This window comes from Enterococcus moraviensis ATCC BAA-383 (assembly GCF_000407445.1).
Lineage (GTDB): Bacteria > Bacillota > Bacilli > Lactobacillales > Enterococcaceae > Enterococcus_L > Enterococcus_L moraviensis.
The window spans coordinates 508,426-528,569 of record NZ_ASWB01000001.1; the positions used below are offsets into that span (position 1 = coordinate 508,426).

Consider the following 20,144-nt stretch of genomic DNA (forward strand, 5'->3'; position numbering starts at 1 on the left):
ACTCCTCTCGTAACGATACATCCCACATTATATATAATAATTCGCATTTAATCTATATTTTTTCGTGATTTATTCCTTAAAAACTTTCAAAAACCAGCAAAAACCGAACGTTTTCTGAAAACTAGCAAAAAAAATAAAACAAAACGTATACTGTCTTGTTTTATTTAAACCAATTCTATTTTCCGATTCTACTACTCTTTATTTTGTTCTAAGCGATCTATTTTCTCATGTAATTCAGCAATCGTCTTCTTTAGTTCATCTTGCATTGTATCATGTTTTTTATGCAAGGTAGATAAACTATGATGTATCAGAGTCCCGCTACCTGCTGCCAGAGAAGCACCTAGCGCACTTAACACATTAGTATAATTTCCAAGTATCAGTTGAACATCTGCAGACGGCTGAACATTTTTTAAAAACGGTATCCACATCGTTAACACAGCAAAAATAACTAAATATAAAAATAGAAACAAATAAATAAATATGGATAGTTTACTAGATAATAATGCTGGAATACGTGTTAAAAATTGATTTACTTTTTTCATTTTGGCTCACTCCTCTTCTGAAAACATTTCATTGAATACTTCTTTATTATCAGTGTTAACGAAAGAAAAGTAAACGAATCTAGATTTCTTTCGTATTGAACATTCGTTTAAATAAATTACTCCGACTTTTGATTCTAATCGAATTTGCGGTATACTTATAGGAGAATCATATTTACTAGGAGGTCACTTATTATGCTGAAAATTGAACGGATTCAAACTGGTGTTATTCAAGAAAATTGTTACTTAGTTTTTAACGAGGCAAGTCTTTTAATCATCGATCCGGGTGCTGAACCAGAAAAAATAGCGAGTTTAATTCAAAAAACTGGTAAAAAACCGATTGCGATTTTATTAACTCATACTCATTATGATCATATTGGTGCAGTCGAAGTTTTGCGCCATCAATATAGTGTTCCAGTTTACGTTAGTCCTTTAGAGCAAGACTGGTTAACAGATCCTGTTCTAAATTTATCTGGATTAGGTCGTCATGATGATATTGCGGATATTATTGTGCAGCCAGCAGAAGTAGAATTTGAACTGACTGATTATGATTTAGGTGGCATCAAATTTTCTGTTGTCCCCACACCTGGACATTCTATTGGAAGTTTAAGTTTCGTTTTCGATGATTTTGTTGTTACGGGCGATGCCTTATTCAAAGGTAGTATTGGTCGAACAGATTTGCATACTGGTGATATGGAGCAACTAATTCACAGTATCAAAACGTATCTTTTCACTCTGCCAGATGAATTCCCGGCCTACCCTGGACACGGTGATGCTACAACGATTGAGCATGAGAAAAAAACAAACCCTTTTTTTAATTAACTTATCTACATTCTATAGAAAATAAAAAATGGGAAAACGGTTGTTATTTATACTTTAAAGGAGGAAATACACTATGAATGAACCGACTACACTCTATATTATCCGTCATGGTAAGACAATGTTTAATACAATAGGACGAACTCAAGGCTGGTCTGATACGCCATTAACTAAAGAAGGCGAAGAAGTCATTGGGTATTTAGGACTTGGACTCCGCGAAACTGAATTTAAAGAAGCTTACTCCAGTGATAGCGGTCGTGCAATGCAGACAGCACGTATTATTTTACAAGAACATCTAAATGGAGAAGCTATTCCTTACGGGACAGATAGTCGCATTCGTGAATGGTGTTTTGGTTCTTTAGATGGAGGTTATGATGGTGAACTTTGGGGAGTTGTTCCTAGAATTTTAGCCTTTAAAGACTATGAAGACATGATGACCAATCGAATTAGTTACAAGGATTTGGCAGATGCTATTATTGCCGCAGATACAGCAAATTGGGCTGAACCGTATGAAAAAATCCGTGAACGTGTTTGGAGCGGTTTTGAAGATATCGCACATCATCGCGAAAAAAATGGCGGTGGCAACATCATGATCGTCTCGCATGGATTGACCATTTCCTTTTTGATGTCCTTGATCGATGATAGTTTGCCAATGCAAATTGGTCTTGAAAATGGTAGTGTCACAAAACTTTTGTATGAAAATGGTAAATTTACGATCGATACAGTCAATGATACTCATTATATTGACAACGGACGTGATCTCGCGCGTTGATCACAATTAAAATAAGAGGTTGAGGGAATCTATAAACGGTTTCCCTCAACCTCTTATTTTAATTGCCTAATTCAACTCTCTCTTTACAATTTCAACTGCCTCTTTCGATTGTTGTATTTTCTCTAACGTTTCATCATAATTTTTAGCGGCAAAAGCAAAAAATAAGACATCTACTACATAAAGTTGCGCCGTCAAAGAAACAGTAGCCGCACTTCTTAATGGCGCTTCACCACCAATAGGCGTTAAGAGTAAAATAGAGCTTTTTTCCGCTAATGGCGAATCTGCATTAGCTGTTAAACCAATAACCATCATTCCTTTTTCAACTGCAAGGTCTGCAAGTGCATTTGTTTCTTGATTCGTCCCTGAATTTGAGATTCCAATAAATATTCCTTTTAACCTATTCGTTCCGATTGCAGAAGCAAATAAATGATGATCCATTGTAAAAAATACGCTTAACCCTAAGCGAGTAAATTTTTGATAAATATCTTGCGCTACTAAGGATGATGCACCTAGACCATAAACAAAAATAATCTCAGCGGTCTCCAAATCACGAACCGCCTGATCGATTGCGTGATCTTCCAAATGTTCATTCGTTCGTTCTAAAATATGAACCAATCGATGTTGTAATTTGTCTTTTATAGCTGCCGTTGTTTCACCATTTTCAACCTCAGTGTTCATATGTGTATCAACTGAGCCTAAATTAGCTGAAAGTAATAATTTCAGATCCGTAAAACCACTCACTTCAATCGAACGGCAAAAACGAATGATTGCAGCTGGGCTAGAACCAGACTTTTTCGCAAGATCCTGCGCACTTAAAGTAATGACCTCACTTGTATTTTTCAAAATATACTCTGCCACTTTTTGTTCAGAACCTGGTAAATGTTTGAAATGATCTTGAATCGTTAAAATTATATTTTGCTGCATCATGTACACATCCTTTTTCTACTGAAATCTAGCTTCTTCTTTTAGTCTTCTACTACTTTATTATAGCTAAAATGAATCAGAAAAGAAACGTATCGCTAAAAAAGAACAACTGATTTCATTTTTAGTAATAAAATAGTCATTACTATGAAATCAATTGTTCCTATACTCGTTATTGGTTAAACTATTTTTCTTGTAAGTCTTTTGGTATTCCAAAGAAGAATGTTGCGACAAAACCACCTGCATATGCTGCCAATAATCCCAAAACATACGCGAACCACTGATTATTCGCAATTAAAGGAATAAGCGCTACACCACTTGGTCCAATCGCAATTGAGCCAATGTTTCCAAAAGCTCCAATCACAGCACCTCCGATACCTCCACCAACACAGGCTGTTATAAACGGACGGCCTAATGGCAATGTTACGCCATAAATCAACGGTTCTCCAATTCCTAGAATACCAACTGGTAATGCTCCTTTGATCATTTCAACTAATTGTGTATCTTTTTTACAACGAATCCATAAAGCTAAAGCAGCTCCAACTTGACCAGCTCCTGCCATTGCAAGGATTGGTAATAATAATGTCATACCTGTTTGTGCAATCATTTCAATATGAATCGGTGTCAAAATTTGATGCAACCCAAACATCACCATTGGTAAGAACGTTGCGCCCAGAGTAAAGCCAGCCAACATGCCACCTTTTTCTAATACAACATTGATCACGCCAACTAAGCTATTAGAAATAAAGCCAGCTACTGGCATAATTAGAAAAATCGTGATCAACCCAATCACAAGTAACGAAAGGGTTGGCGTAATGATAATATCGATTGAATCTGGAATGATTTTGTGCAATTGTTTTTCGATCAATGACAGCAACCACACTGCAAATATCACACCAATGATACCACCTTGTCCAGCCGATAATGTGCCACCTGTTAAAATGTTAGGTAACGGCGCTTCAGGATTCATCCCTGTAAGCATCGTTACAGCACCGATCACACCACCAAGTGCTGGTGTTGCACCAAATTCGCTCGCACTATTGATCCCAGTATATAGTGCTAAATAAGCAAAAATTCCATTTTTAATAATATTAAGAACATCAATATACTGTTGCCAAGAATCCCCAATCGTTCCTGCTACTAATAAATTAGACATTACTGCTGCAATTCCACCGATGATTCCTGCTCCAACAAAGGCTGGAATCAATGGAACAAAAATGTTCGAAATCGATTTCAAAACAACTTTAAAACTAGAATTGCTTTTATTTTTTTCCTTTTGTGCAGCTTTGACTTGTGCAGCTTTTTCTTCAACTAATTGTTTACCAGTTTGTTTTGTTTCTGAATGAGGAAACGGTTCTCCTAGCTTTACACCAGCCATATCAACCATTTCTTGTGCCACTTTGTTAACTGTTCCTGGGCCAATCACAACCTGTAAGGTATCATCTTCTACAACACCCATCACGCCATCAATACTTTTTAACCCTTCTAAATTTACCTTGTCGTAATCACGAATATCCATACGTACACGCGTCATACAATGACGCAGTTTCTCAACATTATCTTGACCTCCCACTTCTTCATAGACTTCCCTAGCCAAGCGTTTGATTTTATCCTCTGCCATGTCGTACTCCTCCTTCAATTTTTTATATTGTATTTTTTATAAAATTATTGCCTTGCACTAATTTTTCTGTTGCTTCTTCTTTAGATGTGTTCGTTAACAACATCACGATAGCGAGTTTTACATTTTGATCTGCCTTAATAAAATAATTAGAAGCTGTTGAATAATCACAGTTTGTAGCTTCCATAATGATACGTTTTGAACGTTCTACTAATTTTTCATTTGTCGGTTTGACGTCCACCATCAAGTTATTGTAAACTTTGCCGATTCCGATCATTGAAATAGTAGATAACATATTTAGTATTAGCTTTTGAGCTGTTCCAGATTTCAAGCGTGTTGAGCCTGTCAAAAATTCCGGTCCTGCATCAACCTCGATTGGCATTTGTGCATATCGACTGATTTCTGCCTCTTTGTTGCATGAAATCGACGCTGTGGCTGCACCGATTGAATCAGCATAAACTAAACCACCAATAACATACGGTGTACGACCGCTTGCTGCAATTCCGATTACAATATCTTTATCCGTCAAATTAAGCCCAACTAAATCTTGTTTTCCAAATTCTTGTGAATCTTCTGCACCCTCAACTGCTATTGTCATTGCTTTTTGGCCACCTGCAATCAACCCTTGAACCATTTCAGGTTCTACACCAAAAGTCGGGACACATTCTGCCGCATCTAAAACTCCTAAACGACCACTCGTTCCAGCTCCCATATAAATCAATCGGCCACCAGCATTAAAGGCGTTAATGATCGATTTTGTCACAGCTTCGATTTGTGGAAGTGCTTCTTTTACCGCTACTGCTACTTTTTGATCTTCTTGATTCATTTTTTCTAAAGCTTCTTTAACTGTTAGTTCATCCAAATTCATCGTATCTTGGTTTCGACGCTCTGTTGTTAATTTTTCTAGATTCATATTATAAAATTCCCTTCTCAATTAGCTTAAAATTTCTTCCTGCACCTATTAATTTTAATAATGAACAATCAGCAGGGACAACGTGTGCTACGACGTTGATTTTCTGATTCTCTGGTAAATCTTTTTTGGTTACTTGTATTTCGCCCATATATCTACCGTAGTTAACATTATCGATTGTCACGCTTCCAATTTTCCGCTCCATTACAGTCTCTGGTTTAATTGTTTCAACTTTTTTAAAACGAGCCTGAGCACTTCGAATCACATCACGTGCCTCATCTTGACGGTTAATATGATTTCCTAATATAAGTGGGTAGTAAGCACTCCCGTTATCGGCAACTTCTATAGGTAAAACCTGCTCATATTGATATGCTCTAAATTGATTTATTGTACGACTAGAGAGTTTAGGATCTCCAATATAGATGCCATCGACCTGGAAATTTTCAGCCAAATCTAACGCCGCAAAAAATGGATTCTCATTACGATGCTTTTCAAGCGTCGGCAATCCTTCGTATAATGGCCCTCTTCGTTGCTCATTTCCTGGAACAAATGCAAATACTTTAAACCCTGATTGTTTTAACCAAGTATTTTTCTCATTGAAAAAACGACTAGAAAGGCCTGTTTCAGGTCTCGGATAATAGTTATGCCATGCTTCAAAATTTCTAAAATCTGCATGGAAATTCTTTAATTCTTTCACGTCATTCTCTGTAATCGTACTTGCATTCAAGCCAATTGTTAACTGCTTAGACGCCTCGGCTATTTCTTTATTTGAAATAGCATAATCCATCCTTAGCCCTGTTACACCTATAGCTAAAATCTCATCAAGTTGTTGAAAAGAAAATCCAGCACGCCTCAATGCCTCACCAGAAATATCTACCATTAACTTCATATTCATTTCTTGAGCAATTTGTCCAAGTTCTCTTAACCGTTTGGCATAAAGCGTTGCATCATCTTCTGGGATATGTAAGGAGGTAAATATCCCTTTGAAACCAACATCGCGCATCATTTTAATATATGCTCGAGTGTCATTTGTCATTTCTTCACTTAAAAAAATCGAAATTCCATACATTTTGCATACCCCTTCCTAATCCGCTTTCATTATAACTTGTTTGAAATAAAATTTCAACTTAAACAATTATATTTTTTTAAAATGAAATTTATTTTCAATGATAAGCAGAGAAAAAGAGCGGAAAACACATACTGTTTTCCACTCTTTTTATTTTAGTACGTTTTAATTTACGCTTTTGCAATACCGACTTCATCTCCAGCAGAAACGTTTCCTGTACGGCTAAGTTCAAAATCTTTCACAGCATCCATATTCGTAATCACGACAACCATATCGATTGCTTTTCCAGCAGATTTGATTGCCTCTAAATCAACTTTAGCAATTAATGTTCCTTGCGATACTTTTGTCCCCTCACTAACTTTTATGTCAAAAGGTTCTCCATTTAATTCAACTGTATCGATACCCATGTGAAGTAAAATCTCAAGTCCATTTGCCATTTTCATTCCAACAGCGTGTTTTGTTTGAAAAACACTAAGCACTTCACCTGCAATAGGGGCATAAATTTCTCCCACCTCTGGAATTACAGCAAAGCCATCTCCCATCATCTTTTGCGAAAAAACTGGATCATTGACTTCACTGATGGGAATCAAATTACCTGTTGCTACAGCATATAACGTTTCATTTAATTGAACTGGTTCTTTCTTTTTTAAAAATCCAAACATTTGCTTTCTCCTCCAATTTTTAGGAATAGTAATAGTATAGAAAATTCTCAGAATAATTACAACACTGAATAGATAGGAATCTAAATTTTTCTAATACTCATGAAAAGTTTGTTGGTTTTTTAGAGCCGAAAAGGTATACTATTAATGATTTATTATTTTACGCTAGAAAGGATTGAACTTATGCTTTTATCAAGTTTATGGAAAGCAATTATTCTAGGTATTATTGAAGGCGTAACCGAGTGGCTTCCAATCAGTAGTACTGGACATTTAATCTTAGTCGATGAATTTATTAAAATGAACCTCAGCAAAGATTTTATGACAATGTTCAATGTCGTGATACAGCTCGGTGCAATCATGGCAGTCGTCGTTCTTTATTTCCACAAGTTAAACCCCTTCTCACCTAAAAAAGATGAGACGGAAAAGAAAGATACATGGATCCTTTGGTCAAAAGTTGTTGTTGCTTGTGCTCCAGCTGCTATTATTGGAATACCATTAGATGACTGGTTAGATGCAAAATTCCATAACTTCTTTACCGTCGCACTGATGTTGATCATTTATGGGATTGCATTTGTTGTCATTGAAAAAAGAAATCGCAATCGCAAGCCGAAATGTACAGATTTGAATAACTTTACGTATAAAGCTGCAGCGATCGTCGGTTTCTTCCAAGTCTTATCATTGATTCCTGGAACATCACGTTCTGGTGCTACAATTCTTGGGGCAATCATCATTGGGGCATCCCGTTTTGTTGCAACCGAATTTTCTTTCTTTCTTGGCATTCCTGTCATGTTCGGAGCAAGCTTTTTGAAAATCGGGAAATTCTTACTAAAAGGAAATACATTTGGATTTACGGAGACCATCATATTACTTACAGGCTCGATTGTGGCGTTTGTTGTTTCAATCATTGTCATTAAATTCTTATTGAATTATCTAAAAAGAAATGATTTCACCGCTTTTGGATGGTACCGTATTGTTCTAGGTGTTCTTCTGATTAGTTATTGGCTATTTTCATAAAGAGTATTAAGACCGATTAAATCGGTCTTTTTTTATTGGAAAAAGACTCTTTCAAATTGATAATGATTATCACTATTAATTAGAATTATTATCTTTTTAAAAAAACTAAAACACCTTTAAATAAAGGTTAAAAACTAATTGATAACCACTATCATTCTCATTTAGGTTATTCTGTTATCATTTAGAATTCATTTATGCTATGCTCTTTATGAGGAGTGATCACAATGAAACTTTCAGAAGAAAAAAAGGCTCTACTATCCACAATTTTATGTTTGATATTTATGATCAGTGGATTTATCTTGGAAAAATCTGGTAGCACATTTTACCCACTAAATTTTGCGTTGGCAATTGTTTTTGGTGGCTTTAAACAAACAAAAGAAGGAATCCTTGATACGGTTCAAAACAAACACCTAAACGTAGATTTACTTATGGCTTTGGCTGCCTTGGGCGCTTGTATCATCGGAAATTGGTTTGAAGGTGCAATGCTAACGTTCATCTTCTGCCTTAGCGGTGCATTGGAAGAATACACAACAAATAAAAGTAAAAAAGAGATTTCGAGTTTAATGAAGTTACAACCCGAAACAGCCTTAGTCCTTAATGAGTTTGGTCAGACCGCTGAAGTAGCTGTATCCGATTTACAGATTGGTGATTTACTTCTTGTTCCTAAAGGAGCCCGTATTCCTATCGACGGAATCTTAACCAAAGGTGCTTCAACGATTGATGAGGCAGCGATCACAGGAGAATCAGTCCCAGTCGAAAAAGGAATCAAAGATGAGCTGTTTGGCGGAACGATCAATTTAGGTGAGGCAATTACGCTAACTGTTAGTAAAAAAAGCGAAGACACGTTATTTGCGAAAATAATTCGATTAGTTGATGAAGCCCAAAATACGCCTTCACAAACAGCAAGTTTCATTGAAAAACTTGAAAACAGCTATGTAAAAATCGTCTTGATCGCTATCCCGTTAATGATTTTTGTTCCTTTTTTATTTTTAGGTTGGTCATGGCATGAAAGCTTTTATAGAGGAATGGTCTTACTTGTTGTGGCTTCACCATGCGCACTAGTCGCCTCTGCCACACCAGCAACATTAGCGGCTATATCAAACGGTGCAAGAAATGGCGTCTTATTCAAAGGTGGAATCTATTTAGAAAATTTAGCTTCCCTTAATGCGATTGCATTTGACAAAACGGGTACCTTAACACGGGGTGTTCCTGTTGTCACCGATGCTGTATTCTTAAAAAATAAACAAGAAAGTTTGAACATTCTGTTAGCTATGGAAAGAAACTCAACCCATCCATTAGCACAAGCTATTCTTAAACGATTTGAAAATGAAACAACGAATCTTTATAACGAAATTGAAGTGAACAATATTACTGGTTTTGGAATGGAGACAATCGTTCAATCTTCTACTTGGAGAGTCGGTAAAAGTTCTTTTGGCGAGCAAGCGATAATAAACGAAGACATTCTAAAGCAAGTCGAACAATTGCAAAACGATGGAAAAACGGTTATTTATCTCTTTCAAGATCAAGAAATCGTTGCCTATTTTGCTCTGTTAGATATTCCTAAACCAGAAGCAAAAAAAGTAATCAGCTATTTTAAGCAAGCGGGAATCCATACCACAATGATTACAGGAGATCATGAAAAAACAGCTTCTGCAATTGCTACTGAACTTGAAGTCGATGAGATTTATGCAAATTGTTTGCCTGAAGATAAGACCACACTAATCAAAAAACAAAAAGAACGATATGGCGTTAATGCAATGGTCGGTGATGGGATAAATGATGCGCCTGCTCTGGCCAATGCAGCAATTGGTGTCGCTATGGGGCAGGGAACGGATATCGCTATGGACGTAGCAGATATGGTTTTAATGAAAAATGATTTGGAAAAACTTCAAATGAGTCACTTACTTTCAAAAAAATTAAAACGAATCGTTACTCAAAATATTGTCTTTTCAGCTGGAGTCATCCTTCTTTTGGTATTCTCTAATTTCTTTCAAATTATTAATTTACCACTGGGTGTGATTGGCCATGAAGGCAGTACGATCTTGGTTATTTTAAACGGATTAAGAATGTTAAAAACGATTCCCACTGAAACAAAGTCAATAAAAAAATACCAAATACAAACAACGAAATTGGTTTAAATTTTAAAAGGCCGAAATAACGCAATCCGTTATCTCAGCCTTTTTTACTATTGATCCCATTCGTCTAAAAACTCTTCCAAAAATGATTCCAAAAACCGTTGACGTTTGTTCCCAATTTGCTTCGCATATTCTGTATTTAAATACTCGTTCAACAAAAGAATTTTCTCGTAAAAATGATTAAAAACGGTACTTTCTTCACGATATTCAGCCTTTGATTTCAACGTTCTAGGCTTAATATTGGGATCATAAATCAGATTTCCTTTATACCCACCATAATAAATCGTCCGCGTAATCCCAACTGCTCCCATTGCATCTAATCGATCCGCATCTTGTACAATTTGACCTTCTAGTGTAAGTTTTTCTGCCGTTCCATTTAGTTGCTGACTAAATGACAGATTCTTGATAATATGCATGATTTGTTGCATTTGTTCAGAAGAAACAGCGATTCCAAGAAGGAATTCTTCTAATTGTTTATAAGCTTCTTGTGAATCAGCAACTAATTTGTCGTCCACCGTATCATGTAGATACGCCGCTGCAGTAACAATAAAGAAATCACAGTCTTCGGTTTCTGCTATTTTTTGCGCTAACCGTACAACTCTATTAATGTGATCCATACCATGGCCTGTTTGATCTTGTTTCATAATAGATTGGGTAAATTGTTCAATTGCTATTACTTTCTCATTATCCATCTTAATCCTCCAAATCAACAATGAATGAGGTTGGGACAGGAGTGATTAACCCCGAGAAATAAGAAGGGGTTGCTTCTGCTCCCACCGTTTATTCGGATACGATGAGCCTGAAACATAACTTTTTGAGTTATGTCCCAGGCTCATTCTATATAGTTAAAGCACTATTAACTATTTTTTATTACGAGACCACCAATCACATCAACGACAGATTCACTCGCATTTAATAATTCTTCTAATTGATCATATACGTTTTTCCAACGTACAACCTCAATTGGGTTTTGCTCATTTGTAAAAAGATCCTTCAAAGCATCACTATATAATTTGTCTGCTTTTCCTTCGATCTCACTTACCTCATCGATCATTGCATGTAAGGTTTTTGAATTTTTGAATTTTGCAAATTCCTTTGTTGCAGTTAAGACGCCCGCTGTAGCTTCTACTCCATACGTAATAAAAACTAAAGCATTTTCTTTTAACTCTTTTACAACTAAACTACTTAATAAGTACGAAATGCTATTGATCGTATCTAAAACATCATCCAAACGCTGTGTAATTTCAACAATGTCTTCTCTATCAATAGGTGTAATAAAAGAGACATACAATTCACTCATGATTTTTTGAACGATTTGATCCCCTTCACGCTCTAATTCGTGAATTTTTTGTGCTTCATTTTCTAACTTTTCAAGTGAATAGTCCACCGTGATCATTTCCAATAGTTCTGCCGCTTGATGAGCGTTTTTTGCTAAATGCTCCAATTCACCAAAATAGTCAAATTGCTTTTTTCTAGCCATTTTATTCTCTCCTTAAAATAGTGCTATAAATAATTTTGCCATAACAAAGGCAATGATCCCGCAACCCGGAAACGTTAATATCCAAGCAATGAGCATTTCTTTTACGATCCGCCAATCAACACTTGATACTCGTTTAGAAGCACCCACACCCATAATTGCAGTCGTTTTTGTATGAGTAGTAGAAACTGGGATCCCAAAGATAGATGCTGCAAACAAGCAAACTGCTGTACTTAAATCAGCTGCAAATCCTTGATAGCGTTCCAATTTTACCATATCCATCCCAACAGATTTAATGATTCTCATCCCACCAACTGATGTACCGAATCCCATCGTCACAGAACACAAAACCATTACCCAGATTGGAATAATAAACCCTGAACCTGATTTTTCAGCTAAATTATTATAATAAAGTCCTAACATGAATACGCCCATAAACTTTTGACCATCCTGAGCACCATGTAAGAAGGCATTCGCAGCTGCACCAAATGCTTGCCCATAAGTAAAGACTTTATTTGCGGTTCTTCTAGCGACTCCTCTGAAAAGGATTACAATAAGCTTCGTAACAAGGTAGCCGCCACCAAATCCCATTACTGTGGAGACAACTAACCCAACAAGTACTTTCCCCCATTCAGAACCATTGACTGCACCAATTCCTCCTAAAGCCATTGCGGAACCAGTTAAACCAGCTATCAGCGCATGACTCTCACTCGTTGGAATACCGAAATACCACGCTGCCACAGACCAAACAACAATCGAAAATAAAGAAGCTGCTAAAGCAACCTGAGATGCATTGCCTTGTGCATCAAAACTTACGATGTTACTGATCGTTTCAGCTACCTGTGCATTAAAGTACGTCATCACTAACGCACCTAAGAAATTCATTACAACAGCCATCCAAATCGCAACATTGGGTTTTAAAACGCGCGTTGAGACAGCGGTTGCAATTGCATTTGGCGCATCTGTCCATCCATTGACAAAAATAACGCCCATTACAAGTGTAACCGTTACAATTAGAGCAATATTCACATTGACACCACCATTTCATTTTTCCCCTGTTATGATAGCATATTTTTTATAAAATGTATCTATTTTTTCTATCAAAGTTAAATTCAAATTGATTTTTGCATGTTAAAATCAATAATTTTACTGTTAAGGAAAAAAACTTGTCATCTTTTATTGCAATGCCTGTGTGGATTAGGTATAATGATTAGTGTTGAATTACATATGGAATTTCCTGTGTAAGACCTTAATTTATCGGAGGTGAAAGAAATGCCAAATATTGAATCTGCAATTAAACGTGTACGTACTAACGCTAATAAGAATGCTCAAAATTCATCTCAAAAAAATGCAATGCGTACAGCAATCAAAAAATTTGAAGATGCTGTAGCTGCTGGTGCTGACAACGTTGATGCGTTATATACAGAAGCTATTAAAGCTGTTGATATGGCTGAAACAAAAGGATTAATCCATAAAAACAAAGCAGGCCGTGATAAATCACGTCTAAGCAAAAAATTAGCAAAATAATGATTTTTAGAAGTTGACATTCATGTTAGCTTCTTTTTTATTTTTATTTTGTAAAAAAGTGCGAAATAGGCTCAAAAAGCTTTATCTCGCACTGACTATTTGTATTCGATTTGTCAAACTAACCTAACTCAACTAACTTTGGTTTTCGATTCCTTTACGGTCGATCTGAATCCAGTACTCTGCTATTTTTCCTTTTTCAACTAAATAAACAGCACTTGCAATCTGAATAATTGTTTTATTTTTATCAGTTTTCCCAATTTGCTTCCACCGAACATAAACTTTATGTTCATCAGCTATTATTTCTTGAATAACCAATTCAAATTGTCCGTAAAGTTCCTGCATCTCTTCTACGTGCTCAATATAATCTTTCGGTGATCTAGTGATTGTATATTCATTTTCAGACTGAACTTGATGAGCAATGACTTGTTCATGCATAAACTCATATGCTGCTTGGAGATTTTTTCCAGAACGAACATTTTCAAAAAATGCGCTCACTATTCTTTTCGCCTCACTCAAACAACTCTCTCCCTTTTTAACTAGCTACTTGCCCAGATAATTTTAGAATGAATAACTCAAATAGCAATTCTTTTTCCATTTTCCCTGTCTTCATTTTAAAATCGTTCTCTACTAATTCATCATAAATAGCTTCTAAACGATCTAAGTCAAAACGACGAACTTGTTGCAACGCTAACTTAACACGGTACGGATGGATTTTTAAGGTTTCTGCAATGTTTGCTTGTTGATAGCCTAATTTTGCTAAAATTTTAGTTTGCAAAAATAAACGGATTTGATTTAATAAAATCGCATTTAATTTGATGGTTTCCTCACCTTGTAATAATAAGTCTTCGTATAATTGAATTGCTTTTTCTCCATTTCCAGATAAAACATCATTTGTTAAATCAAAAACGTTATGCTCCAATGATTTGGGTACCAATTCTTTGACTGCATTTAGTGAGACTATTTTGTTATCAGATGCATACAAAAATAACTTTTGTAACTCTCCCATTACTTTTGATAGATTTAAGTCTGTCAGTTGTAACAATAAATCAAATGCTTCAGGACGAATTTCATACCCTTCGCTTTGAATCGTTTGTTCCACATATTGTCTCACTTCACGTTCGCCCATAGGATTAACATCTATGACTTCGGCTTTTTTCTTAATTGCTTTTGTGACTTTCTTTCGTTCGTCTAATTTTTCCACATTCGCAATGAAGACTAAAATCGTCGTTGGTGACGGCTGTTCCATGTAGTTTAATAAACTATCAATATCATGATCTAACCCGTTTGTTTTTCTTTCAGCAGTCAAAAAATATGGATTTTCAATAAAAACTAATCGATAGTCACCGAAAAAAGGAATCGTCTCAGCTTCTTCCATTGCCACAGACAACGGTACTTCTTCCATATCAAAAGAAGAATAATTGAATTGATCATCTTCTGTCTTGATTAATTGGCTCATTAATTCCGTTTTGAATAACTCACTTAAATACCCTTCTGTCCCTTGGATTAAATAAACAGAAGCGAACTTTTGCTGCCTTACTTGTTTCAAAGCCTCTTGTAAATTCATAAATTCCCTCATTTCTCATTTTCATCCTATCATGACATTTCAAGAAATGCTAGTCTTGTTCTATTATTGTTTTAGCGGATGAGATTTTTGATAATGGGGTCCATTCATAATAAATCATTCCGTCTTTATCGGTTCGAAGACAATTGATATTGGCTTTCTCTAACGTTGTGACCACCTCTTCATGTGGATGACTAAAACGATTCTGACGGCCGCAAGAAATAATTCCGTCTGTCAGGTCAAGTGCTTGAATAAATAATGGAGCCGTCGACGTTTTACTACCATGATGCCCCACTTTCAACACATCTACTTTCAGTTTTTTAAATTGATCGATTAACTGGCGCTCTCCTTCTTTTTCTAAATCACCTGTAAATAAAAATCGGCGACCGGAAAGCTTCGCATAAACTACCATAGAGTCCCTGTTCTCACCTTCACCACTCTTAGACGGCGCTAGAACTTCCAGCGAAATAGATTGACCGATCGATGTTCCAGCCAAAACTGGGTAACATTTTGTTCCTTCTTGCTTTAAGCGATTTAACATGTTTCTGAAAGCTGCTTTTTTTTCTGTACCAACTGGAAAATAAAGCGAACGGATAGGGATCTTTTGGTTGATTGCCACTAAATCTCCACAATGATCCATATCACCATGACTAATCAACACTTTATCTAAATATTTTACCCCTTTGCTTTTCAGATAAGGGATGACTGAATACTCTGCATTGGACGTTTGTTTTGCTTTGATCGCCCAGTTTTCTTTTCCAAACCCGACTTTGCCACCAGTATCAATCAATATATTTTCTTGATGAAAAGGGGCTTGAATAAAAATGCTATCTCCTTGTCCCACATCTATAAACGCAACTGTTCCATTGAATGAAAAATACTTGTTAAACATCAATAGAATTAATCCCACTCCCAGTAGATAGGCCTTTTTTGATTGTTTTTCCATACTATATAAGAATAAAAAAAGAATGATAGAGATCCACAAAAAAAGAATTGGCGAAAATGCACCTGTCACTATGGTAAACGTACTATGATGACTGAACCATTCAAAGACAGATTGCTGGAATAAAAAATACAATTCTAAACTATGAATCAGTAAGTCCGATTTAAAAACGAATGAACTTAATAAACTGATTGTCAGTATTGGCAAAATGGCTCGCTCAAAAATGGGTAATAGTAAAAATGTAAATAGGCTACTTGTCAATTGCCATTCAAAAAAACTCAACCCAACTATTGGAATCATCGTAATGTTCAATAACAGTGAAAAACAGTATATTCGTATATATCGATTGTTAAGTCTTGCTACGATTGGCTGAACATATAAAATAAAAAAGGATAAGCCATAACTTAATTGTCCTCCAGCGGAAAATAATAAATATGGCTTAAAAAACAACCCAATGAGCAACGTTAAACTCCAACAATCCAATCTAGATAAATTCCATTTCCATTCACGATTACTAAGTGAAATCATACTTTGTAATAACGCGCGAACCACACTGATTGAAAAACCTGTTAAACCAGCATATACAATTGAAAAAAACAATTGTAACCAAAACAACCGTTCCTTGGTTATTCCAATACGCAAAATAACATATCTGAAACAACCAATAAAAAATGTTACATGCATTCCAGACAAACTAAACAAATGAAGAATACCTAAATTCGCTAACATTCCTTCTTTTTGGGAAAATTCACTTGACTTAAATCCGAATATCAATGTTTTAAGATGTAATGACGTTTCAGCCAAGAACATTGCGTCACAGTAATCTATAGCTCTTTTCCTATAACTACTCAGCCACTCCAACAATTCATACAATTTTGGTCGAACAACTTGAATTGACTCTATCTTACTGATCGATAAAGTTTGATAAATAGCTTTTTCTTTTAAATACTTCTGATAATCAAATCCATTAAGGTTTGTTTGTCCCAATGGTGTTGCAACTTCTCCCGTAAGATTAATCTGCACGGGCAGACATTCTCTTTGCCATCTTTGTTTTTCCTGTTCCGATGTAAATCGATAAAATCCAATTATTTTTCGTTTTGCTTGTTTAGAGGTAAAAAAGTGACCTTCTAGTTGTAGTCGATCCCCGTCCAATTTAAGTTTATCAGGCAAGACAAACATTTGACCTCTAATTTCGGTGTTCTCTGGAATTTGTATCTTTTTCTCGCCACTTTCAGTTTGCCAACACGAAATAATGAGAATAAACATGCACAAAAAACTGACACTGATGATCGTCTTGTTTCTTGTGCAAAGAATTCGAATAATTAAATAGAACCAAATCGTAGTCGTTAATATACTTACTTCCAAAACGAAAAAAACTGTTCCTATTGCTAATAATACTGAAAAAATCCAGTAATTATTGATCTGTTTGAGGTGCTTCTTCAACTGAAGCAATCTCTTCTTCCCCTAATTGTAATTCAGCAAAATATTTTTTTGATAACGTAACTTGATCTACTGTAGCACCGACCTGTTTGATCAATGCCATAGCATATTCATCATTTCTATAGTCTTTTAAATAATGTATTTTTTTGATACCTGCTTGTAAAATCATTTTTGTACATTGTAAGCAGGGAAAATGCGTAACATAGATTTCAGCACCTTCAGTTGGAATACCGAACTTTGCGCACTGTAAGATTGCATTCATCTCAGCGTGGATCGTGCGAACACAATGACCGTCCACAACATAACAACCATCATCAATGCAATGAACATCACCGCTAACTGAACCGTTGTACCCTCCAGCAATGATCCGTTTGTCTCTAACTACAGTTGCGCCAACCTCTAATCGTGTACATGTACTTCTTAAAGATAACAACACACTTTGCGCCATAAAATATTGATCCCAAGGGATTCGTTCTGATGTCATTGTTTGCTCCTCTTTTATTTATTTATTTCTGCTGATTTTAAAATTATTAATAGGATATACAAATAGTAAATTATAGAAAAAGTCTCGTCAAGAACCTGCGTAAGATATTTGCAAAATAGTTGGCTTTTTACTAATTCAAATTCTATACCGTGATGAACTCTTTTAGTTTTTCGACTGTTTTTTCGCCAAATCCAGAAATATTTTTTAAGTCATCAATTGATTTGAACCCACCGTTTTCTTCGCGATAGCGAATGATTTCTTGCGCTTTTTTTTGCCCCACACCAGATAAGGTCTGTAATTCTGTTTCAGTCGCTTGGTTTAAATTTACTTTATCTACCGTATCACTTTGACTGATTTGAGAATCCGTACTTTTTTCATTATGTTGTACCTCCTCCCCTACTTTTGGCACATAGATTACCATTTGATCTTTGATTCGTTCCGCAAAATTGACCTGCTTCGTATCAGCATCATCCTTGACCCCTCCAGCAAGCATAACAACGTCCCAGACACGCATCTGCAAATGCCCCTCATAAATCCCTGGTTTTTCCACAGCACCCTTTATATCGACGTACAGTTGTCCTGATGACGATTCTGTCTCAAGAAGTTGCGAAGAATTTGTTGAATACTGCGTTAACTCGGATTCTGGTTCTCTATTAGATCGCCTATTCATAAAATAGAATAAGCTAAAACCGAATAACATCATCATAATGGTCCCACCAATAATAAACTTGCTATATTGAGCTACTATCTTCCGATAATCCATGATTTTCCCCCCTTCTATACAAAAGTACGCAAACAGTTTATTTTTCCATGATAGAAAAGTGAAAGGTTCATCGTATAATAGAGTAAGAAGGTGATAAAAGATGGAGAAGGAAATTGTAGCGTTGTTAAGAAAACAAGATTTTTCAGGATTAGAGAAGTTTATTGATCTTTTGGGGACTGATATCGTGAAATGTATTCGGGCAATCTTAAATCATCCGGAGGAAAGAACGTATCGAAAAGAAGCAGAAAATGAAGTGTTTTATCGTATTTGGCAAAAAATTTCAAGTTATGATGCTGACAAAAGCAGTCTAAAAACTTGGAGTCTAACCATTACACGTAACATTTGTTTAGACAAAAAAAGAACGATTATTCGTGAAAGAAACTTAATTCCTCTGGAGCAGCTCCCAGAATTCCCTTTGGAGGAAACCTATTTCGAGAAAGAAAGCTTCTTAGATTTACTCAAACATTTAACAGAAGAAGATCAATTGATTTTCCTAAAATATTACTATTATCAAGATTCCCCGAATCAAATTGCTAAAGAATTAAAAATAGATGTTTCACAAGTCTACAACCACCTATCTCGTGGTAGGAAGAGAATCAAATCGTTGTTATCTGTAGATGAAGGAGGAAATCAACATGACAAATCCATTTAAAGTTGTGATCAATCAATTTAACAATGAAATTGCCAATAACTCGAAAGAAGAACTAAACAAACAACAAAAAAGAAATCTGTTTAATCAAACAAAAATGTATATATTTTTACAAGATTTTATCGAAAAAATAAAACCTTATCTTGAAGAGGATGAAGAAATAAAGGCTTACTTACCTATGACAAATGATGGACAAAATGCCTCTGTTGTCGGAGTTGGCATTCTGGGGATGTATCATCCAGAGTCAGAAGAAGCAAAAGCATATGTCAAAAATTTTAACGACCTTCGTGGAAATCGGATTCTGATTTTTACCAATCAGCGAATGATTTATGCCACGATCATAGAATTTTTGGATCAAAGGATATTCTTTAGTTATCCGTATACAACCATTAAAGCGATAACATTGAAAGAAAATAAAATGACTTATTTTGATTGGGATGAGTCTTTCCCACCTAAACGAGTTGCTCTGTACTCCTACATTTTTGATTTCGAATCGTCAGATCATATTTTTTCAGAATTACTCGGTCAAAGAGATGCAGATATTTTAATACGCCAATTAGAGACAATTCCAGCTTTAAAGAATATTGTGGTGACACAAAAAGTCTATCGTAAACGTAGATTCGATCGTATTGTGAACAATCCCGTTTTTGCATACAGAGTTGCCTACTATTTTTCCATAGTTGTAGCTATTGGATTTTTACTCGTTTTGGCTTTAGGTGGATTCTTTCACATAGGACCAGCAAAATCGTTGTTTGATTTCACTACAGATCCTGCTCTACAAATGATTTTGTCTAGCTTGTTTGAGTAAAAAATAAAGAACAAGGCAATGAAGTTACTACTCTTCACT

At 35.6% G+C, this 20,144-nt stretch carries 21 protein-coding genes; 7 read left to right on the forward strand and 14 right to left on the reverse strand.

Going from position 1 to position 20,144, the window contains the following annotated elements:
* Positions 1-191: 191 nt before the first annotated feature.
* Complete coding sequence (locus tag I586_RS02405; RefSeq protein WP_010764766.1) at positions 192-542, reverse strand: hypothetical protein; 351 nt, start codon at positions 540-542, stop codon at positions 192-194.
* Between the two features lie 192 nt (positions 543-734).
* Between I586_RS02405 and I586_RS02410 the strand changes: the two genes are divergently transcribed.
* Together I586_RS02410 and I586_RS02415 are read left to right on the forward strand one after the other, a co-directional pair.
* The gene (locus I586_RS02410) at positions 735-1,361 is read left to right on the forward strand and encodes an MBL fold metallo-hydrolase (protein WP_010764765.1); all 627 of its coding nucleotides are present in this window, start codon (positions 735-737) and stop codon (positions 1,359-1,361) included.
* A gap of 73 nt (positions 1,362-1,434) precedes the next feature.
* On the forward strand, positions 1,435-2,130 hold the full coding sequence (locus I586_RS02415) for a histidine phosphatase family protein (RefSeq protein ID WP_010764764.1): 696 nt from the start codon (positions 1,435-1,437) through the stop codon (positions 2,128-2,130).
* Positions 2,131-2,196: 66 nt separating this feature from the next.
* Here I586_RS02415 and I586_RS02420 read toward each other — a convergent pair whose 3' ends face one another.
* The 5 genes from I586_RS02420 to I586_RS02440 form a co-directional block, all read right to left on the reverse strand.
* Positions 2,197-3,054, reverse strand: coding sequence for a MurR/RpiR family transcriptional regulator (locus I586_RS02420; RefSeq protein WP_034701402.1), 858 nt, complete (start codon positions 3,052-3,054; stop codon positions 2,197-2,199).
* A gap of 181 nt (positions 3,055-3,235) precedes the next feature.
* On the reverse strand, positions 3,236-4,672 hold the full coding sequence (locus I586_RS02425; protein WP_010764762.1) for a PTS transporter subunit EIIC: 1,437 nt from the start codon (positions 4,670-4,672) through the stop codon (positions 3,236-3,238).
* A 22-nt stretch (positions 4,673-4,694) separates the two neighbouring features.
* A complete protein-coding gene (murQ, locus tag I586_RS02430; protein ID WP_010764761.1) occupies positions 4,695-5,582 on the reverse strand; it encodes an N-acetylmuramic acid 6-phosphate etherase in 888 nt (295 codons plus the stop codon).
* 1 nt (position 5,583) lies between these two features.
* Positions 5,584-6,648 carry a DUF871 domain-containing protein gene (locus I586_RS02435; RefSeq protein ID WP_010764760.1) on the reverse strand — a complete coding sequence of 355 codons (1,065 nt, stop codon included), beginning with the start codon at positions 6,646-6,648 and terminating at the stop codon, positions 5,584-5,586.
* Positions 6,649-6,815: 167 nt separating this feature from the next.
* Positions 6,816-7,307, reverse strand: coding sequence for a PTS sugar transporter subunit IIA (locus I586_RS02440; RefSeq protein WP_010764759.1), 492 nt, complete (start codon positions 7,305-7,307; stop codon positions 6,816-6,818).
* Positions 7,308-7,487: 180 nt separating this feature from the next.
* On the opposite strand from I586_RS02440, the gene I586_RS02445 reads away from it, so the two are divergent.
* Positions 7,488-8,318, forward strand: a complete 831-nt coding sequence (locus I586_RS02445; RefSeq protein ID WP_010764758.1) for an undecaprenyl-diphosphate phosphatase — start codon at positions 7,488-7,490, stop codon at positions 8,316-8,318.
* A 224-nt stretch (positions 8,319-8,542) separates the two neighbouring features.
* A complete protein-coding gene (locus I586_RS02450; protein ID WP_010764757.1) occupies positions 8,543-10,456 on the forward strand; it encodes a heavy metal translocating P-type ATPase in 1,914 nt (637 codons plus the stop codon).
* 47 nt (positions 10,457-10,503) lie between these two features.
* Here I586_RS02450 and I586_RS02455 read toward each other — a convergent pair whose 3' ends face one another.
* The 3 genes from I586_RS02455 to I586_RS02465 form a co-directional block, all read right to left on the reverse strand.
* Positions 10,504-11,145, reverse strand: a complete 642-nt coding sequence (locus I586_RS02455; protein WP_010764756.1) for an HD domain-containing protein — start codon at positions 11,143-11,145, stop codon at positions 10,504-10,506.
* Positions 11,146-11,309: 164 nt separating this feature from the next.
* On the reverse strand, positions 11,310-11,933 hold the full coding sequence (locus tag I586_RS02460; RefSeq protein WP_010764755.1) for a DUF47 domain-containing protein: 624 nt from the start codon (positions 11,931-11,933) through the stop codon (positions 11,310-11,312).
* Positions 11,934-11,945: 12 nt separating this feature from the next.
* Positions 11,946-12,923: an inorganic phosphate transporter gene (locus I586_RS02465; protein ID WP_139242620.1), complete on the reverse strand. Its 978-nt coding sequence runs from the start codon at positions 12,921-12,923 to the stop codon at positions 11,946-11,948.
* 279 nt (positions 12,924-13,202) lie between these two features.
* Here I586_RS02465 and rpsT point away from each other — a divergent pair, with 279 nt between their 5' ends.
* Positions 13,203-13,457, forward strand: coding sequence for a 30S ribosomal protein S20 (gene rpsT / locus I586_RS02470; RefSeq protein ID WP_010764753.1), 255 nt, complete (start codon positions 13,203-13,205; stop codon positions 13,455-13,457).
* 132 nt (positions 13,458-13,589) lie between these two features.
* On the opposite strand, the gene I586_RS02475 is transcribed toward rpsT, so the two are convergent.
* From I586_RS02475 to I586_RS02495, 5 genes are all read right to left on the reverse strand, one after another.
* Entirely contained in the window at positions 13,590-13,973 is a 384-nt protein-coding gene (locus I586_RS02475; protein ID WP_010764752.1) for an ester cyclase, read from the reverse strand.
* Positions 13,974-13,989: 16 nt separating this feature from the next.
* On the reverse strand, positions 13,990-15,021 hold the full coding sequence (holA, locus tag I586_RS02480) for a DNA polymerase III subunit delta (RefSeq protein WP_010764751.1): 1,032 nt from the start codon (positions 15,019-15,021) through the stop codon (positions 13,990-13,992).
* Positions 15,022-15,070: 49 nt separating this feature from the next.
* Positions 15,071-17,413 (reverse strand): DNA internalization-related competence protein ComEC/Rec2, encoded by a 2,343-nt coding sequence (locus I586_RS02485; RefSeq protein WP_244147855.1) that lies wholly within the window; start codon positions 17,411-17,413, stop codon positions 15,071-15,073.
* On the reverse strand, positions 17,376-17,885 hold the full coding sequence (locus tag I586_RS02490; RefSeq protein WP_010764749.1) for a ComE operon protein 2: 510 nt from the start codon (positions 17,883-17,885) through the stop codon (positions 17,376-17,378). The genes I586_RS02485 and I586_RS02490 overlap by 38 nt, the downstream gene beginning before the upstream one ends.
* A gap of 142 nt (positions 17,886-18,027) precedes the next feature.
* Positions 18,028-18,648 (reverse strand): helix-hairpin-helix domain-containing protein, encoded by a 621-nt coding sequence (locus tag I586_RS02495; protein WP_010764748.1) that lies wholly within the window; start codon positions 18,646-18,648, stop codon positions 18,028-18,030.
* A gap of 100 nt (positions 18,649-18,748) precedes the next feature.
* Between I586_RS02495 and I586_RS02500 the strand changes: the two genes are divergently transcribed.
* Positions 18,749-19,300, forward strand: coding sequence for a sigma-70 family RNA polymerase sigma factor (locus tag I586_RS02500; protein ID WP_010764747.1), 552 nt, complete (start codon positions 18,749-18,751; stop codon positions 19,298-19,300).
* Positions 19,284-20,105: a hypothetical protein gene (locus I586_RS02505; RefSeq protein ID WP_010764746.1), complete on the forward strand. Its 822-nt coding sequence runs from the start codon at positions 19,284-19,286 to the stop codon at positions 20,103-20,105. The genes I586_RS02500 and I586_RS02505 overlap by 17 nt, the downstream gene beginning before the upstream one ends.
* Positions 20,106-20,144: the final 39 nt, after the last annotated feature.